This is a genomic window from Micromonospora sp. NPDC049662 (genome assembly GCF_040675055.1).
Lineage (GTDB): Bacteria > Actinomycetota > Actinomycetes > Mycobacteriales > Micromonosporaceae > Micromonospora.
The window spans coordinates 25,670-32,703 of sequence record NZ_JBFAOC010000069.1 but is presented as its reverse complement, the minus strand read 5'-3'; the positions used below and the strand labels follow the sequence as shown (position 1 = coordinate 32,703).

Below are 7,034 nucleotides of genomic sequence, written 5' to 3'. Positions count from 1 at the left end.
GCACCCACTCCCGGGGGGGCGAATCGCCGCCCCTGAAAGGGTGTCGCCCTGCTGGTGAACCACCGTCGGGCTGCCGGCGAACCGCCGGCTCTTCGCCGGTGCACCACCGGCGAGCGGAACAGTGCCCGCTAGAAACGATCCACAAACTGTGAGTCAAGCCACTCCCGGAGGCGCTGCACCCAGTCGCCGTCCGTGGTCGGCCAGGCGAACTGACCGGTCATCGCGAGCACGCCGACCACCACCGCCGCCAGGCCGATGAGGATGCCGAACAGCGCGTCGGTCTTGCCGGCGACGTGCCGGCGGCGGGTCGCCATCAGGCCGAGCACCGACAGCACCGCGCCGACCGCGCCGAGCCCGATGCCGTACCCGGCCAGGGTGCCGCTCAGCACGAACAGCGCGCCGACGACGGAGACGATCAGGCCGAGGGTGGCGAGCAGGCTGGCCCGCGGCTTCGGGCCGCGCGTCACCGGCTCCGGCTCGGTGTCGCGAGCGGGGGTCGTGTCGACCGGACGGTCGGTCACGTCGGGCCGGCGGGTCGTCGTCCGGTCGAGGTCCGGGTCGCGCTCCGGCCGTCGGGTCGTACCGTCGAGGTCGTTGTCGCGCTCGATGGTCGGGACGGCGGCCGTGCCCGTCTTGGCGGCGAGCGGCCGGGCCTCGCCCTCCGTCGGGCGGGCGGTGTCGGTCTCCACCGGCCGGGCGGTGGCGGCGCGGGCCACGGCCGCGCGCTCCGCGGCCCGTCGCTCGGCCTCGCCGGTGCGCCCGGTCGTCGCGGTGGCGTCGCCGGTCGCCGTGGCGCTGCGGTACGTCGTCTGGTCGGCGTCCCGGTCGGTGACAACCGGTCGGCCGTCGTCGGTCCGGCCCGTCTCGGTGACCGGGGTATCGGGACCGTCAAGGTTCTCGTCCCGCGTCGGCGTCTGCTCGGACCGCCGGGACAGCGAAGGAATCCTGACCACTACACACCTCCTGTTGAATGCGTGGTGGCCGACGTTCAGGGGTGGCACCCACGCGCTACGACCCCGAAATACCCACCTCGGCGTTTCCTGACACCGATTCCGGGTACGGCCCGCGGATCAGGGGCGGATCCACCCGGCGTTCGGCGTGAAGGAGCAGCGTCACCCGGTGGCCCCGGTGCGACTGGCTATCCTTGGCACCCGTGCCAGAGGGACACACGATCCACCGCCTGGCGGCCCGGCACGCCGAGCTGTTCGCCGGTGACAAGCTGCACGCCGACAGCCCGCAGGGCCGCTTCGCCGATGGCGCCGCGCGGCTCTCCGGGACCGTCCTGGACAGCACCGAGGCGTACGGAAAGCACCTGCTGCACCACTTCGCCGACGAGGTGACCCTGCACGTGCACCTCGGGCTGTACGGCAAATTCACCGACGGATCAGGGACGCCCCCCGAGCCCGTCGGCCAGGTGCGGCTGCGGCTGACCAGTGACCGGCACTGGTTGGATCTGCGCGGTCCGGCCGCCTGCGAACTGCTCACCCCGCCCGAGGTCGACGCCCTGCGGGCCCGCCTCGGCCCGGATCCGCTGCGCGCCGACGCCGACCCCGAGCGGGCGTACGCCCGGATCTCCCGCAGCCCGACGCCCCTCGCGGCCCTGCTGCTGGACCAGTCGGTGGTGGCCGGCACCGGCCTGATCTTCGTGACCGAGGCGCTGTTCCGGGCCGGGCTGCCGCCCACGATGCCCGGTCGGGCGCTGACCCGGGCCGGGTGGGACGCCCTCTGGTTCGACCTGGTCGCGTTGATGCGGCTCGCCCTGGAACACGGTCGGATCGACACCGTCCGCGACGCCCACCTGCCCGAGGCGATGGGTCGACCGGCGCGCGTCGACCGGCACGGCGGCGAGGTGTACGTCTACCGCCGCGCCGGCGCCCCCTGCCACATCTGCGGCACCGAGGTCAGTCGCGGCGAGCTGGTCGGCCGCAACCTCTACTGGTGCCGTACCTGCCAGGCCCGCTGACCCTCGGCGTCAGTCGGTGCCGAGCAGCCAGCGGACCACCTCGACCTGGTGCGTGAAGACGACCTGGTCGGCGATGCTCCAGGCCAGGCAGTGGCCGATCGCCCAGCCCCGCACCCGCTCGACGTCCAGCCCGAGGTCGGTGCTGAGCCGGTCGAGTCGGTGCCGGACGGCCGCCGGCGAGTGACCCAGCTCCGGACCGCGTACGAGTGGCACCACCGAGAACTCCCGCTCGCCGATCAGCGGCTTGGGGTCGATCGCCAGCCAGGGGGCGCGCTCGGCGGCGAGCACGTTGCCGGCGTGCAGGTCCTGGTTGACGAGCACCTGCTCGCCCTGGCTCGCCGACAGGTCGACCAGCAGGGCGCGCGCCGCGTCGAGGAGCCGCCGCTCGTACGGCCGGCCGGCCCGTTCCCAACTGCGCGGCATCCGGTCGAGCCAGCCGGCGGCCTCCTCGGCGAGCGGGGTGAACGGCGCGCCGGCCGGTCGCCAGAGCCGGGGCAGCAGGTCGACCGCCGCGTCCAGCGCCCGGTCCATCGGTAGCTCGTGCAGGGGCGTACCGGGTCGGCAGCGCTCCACCAGCAGCGCGCGCCGTTCGGGGTCGTGAGCGAGCAGCCGGATCGCGCCCTCGCCGGCCCAGTGGCCGAGCGCGTGGGCCTCGTACCGGCTGTCCTCGTCCGGGAACTGGACCTTGAGCACCGCCGCCGTACCGTCGGGCAGATCAGCGGGGAGCGCCAGCGAGGCGTACGCGTACCGGAACGGCGGACCGAGCCGCAGCGACCACCGCTCGGCACACTCCGACACCAGCGTCGGCAGCGCGGTCAGCCAGGCCCGGCCCACCGCTGACGCTCGTACCCAACCAAGCCCCTCGGGCAGTTCCATCCCGCCATCCTGCCCGCGCCGGGGCGGGTGGCATACCGGGTCGACAGCGGATCGGACATCCGGGAGCCTGTCGTGATGCGACCGGGGCCGTTCTTACGGGAAAGCCTGCTGCGCGCCGGAATGCGTGATGTCGTCGCCGTCGAACCGGCGGCGGGCGGGCTCGCGGCGCTCGCGGGTATCGCCACCCGCCGGGACGCGCCGTCGGTGTTCGTCAAGGCGTTCGCCGAGACGCCGGCCGACGACGTCTTCCCCGCCGAGGCAGACGGGTTGGCCGCGCTGCGCGACCTGGGCGGCGTGCCGACGCCCGAGGTGATCCTCGCGGACCGGGACGTGCTGGTGCTGTCGCTGCTGCGGCCGAGGCCGAGCAGTGCGGCGTTCTGGGAGCGGTTCGCGCAACAGTTGGCCCACCTGCACCTGAGCACGACCCATCCGCGCTTCGGTTGGCACCGGGACAACTGGCTGGGGCGTCGCCGACAGGTCAACACCTGGAACGACGACGGGTTCGCGTTCTTCGCGCAGCACCGGCTGCTCCGCTGGCTCGGCGAGCCCCGTGTCGACGCCGCGCTCGACCGGCAGGACCGGGCGGCACTGGAACGGCTCTGTTCGCGGCTGCCCGAGTTGCTGCCGGAACGGCCCGCGTGCCTCACGCACGGCGACCTGTGGGCGCAGAACATCCTGGCCACACCGGACGGGGAGCCGGCGCTGATCGACCCGGCGGTGTCCTACCTGTGGGCCGAGGTCGACCTCGCCCACGTCTGGACGACGTCGCCCCCGCCTGAGGCGCGGCGGTTCTTCGACGTCTACGCCGAGCTGACGTCGCTCGACGATGATTGGCGGGCCCGGATGCCGATCGTCCAATTGCGACAGCACCTCGCGGTGCTGGCCCAGTTCGACGACGATTGGGGCGCGGGCGACCAGATCCGGGCCACGCTCGCCCCGTTCCGCAGCAGGACGTGACCAGGAGGCCGTGTGACACCCGACGACGAGAAGTTCCTCCGCCGCGCCGTGGAGATCGCCAGCCAGGCCGGGGCGTCCGGCGAACGGCCGTTCGGCTCGTTGCTGGTCGACGCGGACGGTGTCGTCCTGGTCGAGGACCACAACACCGTGGTCTCGGATTCGGACATCACCGCCCATCCGGAGTTGAAGTTGGCCCGCTGGGCCGCCCGGGAGCTGTCCGCCGAGGTGGCCGCCGGCACCACCATGTTCACGAGTTGCCAGCCCTGCCCGATGTGCGCGACGGCGATCGACCGCTCCGGCCTCGGCCGGGTGGTGTACGCGCTCTCCAGCGAGCAGTTCGAGGAGGTCAAGCCGGCCACCCCGGCGCTGCCTCCGGTGCGCTACGAGGGGCCGGCGCTGTTCGAGGAGGCGCGTCGGCCGATCGACGAGCACTACTAGGGCCTGTTTCATAAGAACTGGCCGGCCTGCGGCGGGCCCGGACGACGACCGGCGGCGTTGCGGTGGTGTCCGGATACAACACCGGTATCCGGACGACACCGCGCCTTGCCGGATCGCCGCCCGGACTCCGCCTCGGCTCGACCGCCCTTATGAAACAGGCCCTGGGCACGGGACGGAATTGACAGTGAGCCGGCGGTCGGAGCAGGGTTGAGGGGGTGACAACGATGTCAACGGGCAAACGGGATGATGTTCCTCATGATCCTTCTTGCGCCGTACCCCTTCGGTCGACCAGCTCCGGGCGTACCGTTAGCGGGTTTGCCGGCGCGGACCCGGTCCGTCCGCCGATCCTTGCCGTATGCCCCTTCGCTCCTCGACGGTGACCAGCTGAGATGACCGACGCGCCCCGCTCCGACGCCGAACCGACCCCTGCCCCGGCAGGGGTGCCCGACCTGCCCGACCTGGACGGGTTCCTCGCCGACCAGACCCGCACGCTGCTCGACACGGCCCGCCGCTCGGTCCGACCCGAGGGCGGCTTCTGGTGGCTGACCGACGACCGCACCCCGGACCGGGGCGAAGCCGTCTACACCTGGATCACCTGCCGGATGACCCACGTGGCCGCGCTCGCCCACCGCAACGGCGACCCGGATGCCGCCGCCATCGTCGACCACGGCATCGCCGCGCTCGACACGCTGCTGCGCGACGACCGGGACGGCGGCTGGTTCAACGCGGTGGACCAGCAGGGCACCCCGATCGACGAGCGCAAGGCCGGGTACGACCACGCGTTCGTGCTGCTCGCCGCGTCGAGCGCCGCGCGGGCTGGGCGCCCCGGCGCGGACCGCCTGCTCGCCGACGCGCTCAGCGTGGTCCTGAACCGGTTCTGGGACGACGAGGCGGGCGCGGTCCGCGAGTCGTGGAACCGCGACTGGACGGTCACCGAGGACTACCGGGGCGCGAACAGCAGCATGCACATGGTCGAGGCGTTCCTCGCCGCTGCCGCCGCCACCGGGGACACGAGCTGGACCGACCGGGCGCTGCGGATCGCCACCCACCTGGTGCACACCGAGGCCGCCCGGCACGACTGGCGGCTGCCCGAGCACTTCACGACCGACTGGACGCCGCTGCTCGACTACAACCGCGACCAGCCCGCCGACCCGTTCCGGCCGTACGGCTCGACGATGGGCCACTGGCTGGAATGGGCCCGTCTGCTGCTCGAACTGGAAGCCGTCCTGCCGCAGCCGCCGGGCTGGCTGCTCGCCGACGCCCGTACCCTCTTCGCCGCCGCCCTGCGACGTGGCTGGGCGGTCGACGGCGCGGACGGCTTCGTCTACACGATCGACTGGGACGACCGGCCCGTGGTCCGCTCCCGGATGCACTGGGTGCTGGCCGAGGCCATCGGCGCGGCGGTCACCCTGCACCGCCGCACCGGGGACGCCGTCTACGCCGACTGGTGCCGGGTCTTCTGGGCGTACGCGCGCCGCTACCTGATCGACGGCACCGGCTGGCGGCACGAGCTGGACCCGCGGAACCTGCCCGCCGACACGGTCTGGCACGGTCGACCCGACGTGTACCACGCGTACCAGGCGGTGCTGCTGTCCCGCTCGGCCGACGGCCTCGGTGGCCCCGGCCCGCTCGCCCCGGGCACGGTGACCGCATGATCGTCGTGGCGGGGGAGGCCCTCATCGACCTGGTGGTGACCGCCGACGGGCAACGGGCGGTCCCGGGCGGGTCGCCGGCGAACGTGGCGGTCACCCTGGCCCGGCTCGACCAGCCGGTACGGCTGCTGGCCCGCCTCGGCCCCGACGAGTACGGCCGGCAGATCGGCGACTACCTGGCGGCCAACCAGGTGGACCTGCGCTGGGCCGTCCACGCGTCCGAGCCCACTTCGGTGGCGGTCGCCACCCTGGACGCCACCGGCCAGGCCAGTTACGAGTTCCGGCTCGACGGTGCCGCGGACTGGCAGTGGACGCCGCAGGAACTGCCCGACCTCGCCGGCTCCTCGGCGACGGCCCTGCACGCCGGGTCGCTCGCCCTCGCGCTCGCCCCCGGCGCGCAGGCGCTGGAGGGGCTGCTCGCCCGCGAACGTGACCGTGGCGGGCTGACCCTCTCGATCGATCTCAACCTGCGACCGAGCATCGTCACCGACCGGACCGCCGAGCAGGAGCGGGTACGCCGGCAGGTGCCCCTCGCGCACCTGGTCAAGGCCAGCGACGAGGACCTGGCCTGGCTCTATCCGGACCGGTCGATCGCCGACGTGATGGCCGAGTGGCGCGAGGCCGGAGTGTCCTGCGCGGTGGTGACCCGCGGTGGTGAGGGCGTGTGGCTGCTCGCCCCGAACGGGGTGCTACACGAGCAGCCGGCCGTACGCACCACGGTGGTGGACACCGTCGGCGCGGGCGACTCGTTCACCGGTGGCCTGCTCGCCGCCCTGGCCGACATCGATGCGCTCGGCGACCGGCCGACCGAACGGCTCGCCGCGGTGACCGAGCAGCAGTGGACGACAGTGCTGCGCCAAGCGGCGACCGTCGCGGCCCTGACCTGCGCCCGCCGAGGCGCCAACCCCCCAACCCAAGCCGAACTAAAAGCCCGCCTAACCACAACAACCTGACCCACCCCCGCCCCCCGCCCCCCGCCCCGCCCCGCCCCGCGCCGCCCCGCCCCCGCCCGGGTCGATCATGGACTTGTGGTGGGCGTTCCGTGGTTGTTTGCGGCATACGCGAGGCACCACAAGTCCATGATCGCCGTGGACACCACCCCTGAACCTGCGCGATCTTGCACTTGCTGTCCCGGCGAAACGGTCGAA

General features: G+C 73.2%; 7 protein-coding genes. 5 read left to right on the top strand and 2 right to left on the bottom strand.

Features of this window, described 5'->3' with window-relative positions; translation table 11 throughout:
* Window positions 1-128 precede the first annotated feature (128 nt).
* The gene (locus AB0J36_RS30525; RefSeq protein ID WP_363661451.1) at window positions 129-953 is read right to left on the bottom strand and encodes a DUF4190 domain-containing protein; all 825 of its coding nucleotides are present in this window, start codon (window positions 951-953) and stop codon (window positions 129-131) included.
* Window positions 954-1,153: 200 nt separating this feature from the next.
* Here AB0J36_RS30525 and AB0J36_RS30520 point away from each other — a divergent pair, with 200 nt between their 5' ends.
* Window positions 1,154-1,963, top strand: coding sequence for a DNA-formamidopyrimidine glycosylase family protein (locus tag AB0J36_RS30520; protein WP_363661450.1), 810 nt, complete (start codon window positions 1,154-1,156; stop codon window positions 1,961-1,963).
* Between the two features lie 9 nt (window positions 1,964-1,972).
* Here the strand turns inward: AB0J36_RS30520 and AB0J36_RS30515 are convergent, their stop codons facing one another.
* Window positions 1,973-2,839: an aminoglycoside phosphotransferase family protein gene (locus AB0J36_RS30515; protein WP_363661449.1), complete on the bottom strand. Its 867-nt coding sequence runs from the start codon at window positions 2,837-2,839 to the stop codon at window positions 1,973-1,975.
* 120 nt (window positions 2,840-2,959) lie between these two features.
* Here AB0J36_RS30515 and AB0J36_RS30510 point away from each other — a divergent pair, with 120 nt between their 5' ends.
* The 4 genes from AB0J36_RS30510 to AB0J36_RS30495 all read left to right on the top strand — a co-directional run bounded on the left by AB0J36_RS30510 (window position 2,960) and on the right by AB0J36_RS30495 (window position 6,839).
* A complete protein-coding gene (locus AB0J36_RS30510; RefSeq protein ID WP_357134877.1) occupies window positions 2,960-3,796 on the top strand; it encodes a fructosamine kinase family protein in 837 nt (278 codons plus the stop codon).
* 12 nt (window positions 3,797-3,808) lie between these two features.
* Window positions 3,809-4,234 (top strand): nucleoside deaminase, encoded by a 426-nt coding sequence (locus AB0J36_RS30505; protein WP_357174529.1) that lies wholly within the window; start codon window positions 3,809-3,811, stop codon window positions 4,232-4,234.
* 389 nt (window positions 4,235-4,623) lie between these two features.
* Window positions 4,624-5,889 (top strand): AGE family epimerase/isomerase, encoded by a 1,266-nt coding sequence (locus AB0J36_RS30500; protein WP_357399356.1) that lies wholly within the window; start codon window positions 4,624-4,626, stop codon window positions 5,887-5,889.
* Window positions 5,886-6,839: a carbohydrate kinase gene (locus AB0J36_RS30495; RefSeq protein WP_357399354.1), complete on the top strand. Its 954-nt coding sequence runs from the start codon at window positions 5,886-5,888 to the stop codon at window positions 6,837-6,839. Before AB0J36_RS30500 ends, AB0J36_RS30495 begins: the two co-directional genes overlap by 4 nt.
* Window positions 6,840-7,034 lie beyond the last annotated feature (195 nt).

Excerpts from the sequence above, each read along its gene's own strand:
- AB0J36_RS30515 (WP_363661449.1), bottom strand. The coding sequence starts at position 2,839 with ATGGAACTGCCCGAGGGGCTTGGTTGGGTACGAGCGTCAGCGGTGGGC.
- AB0J36_RS30510 (WP_357134877.1), top strand. The coding sequence starts at position 2,960 with ATGCGTGATGTCGTCGCCGTCGAACCGGCGGCGGGCGGGCTCGCGGCG.
- AB0J36_RS30500 (WP_357399356.1), top strand. The coding sequence starts at position 4,624 with ATGACCGACGCGCCCCGCTCCGACGCCGAACCGACCCCTGCCCCGGCA.
- AB0J36_RS30495 (WP_357399354.1), top strand. The coding sequence starts at position 5,886 with ATGATCGTCGTGGCGGGGGAGGCCCTCATCGACCTGGTGGTGACCGCC.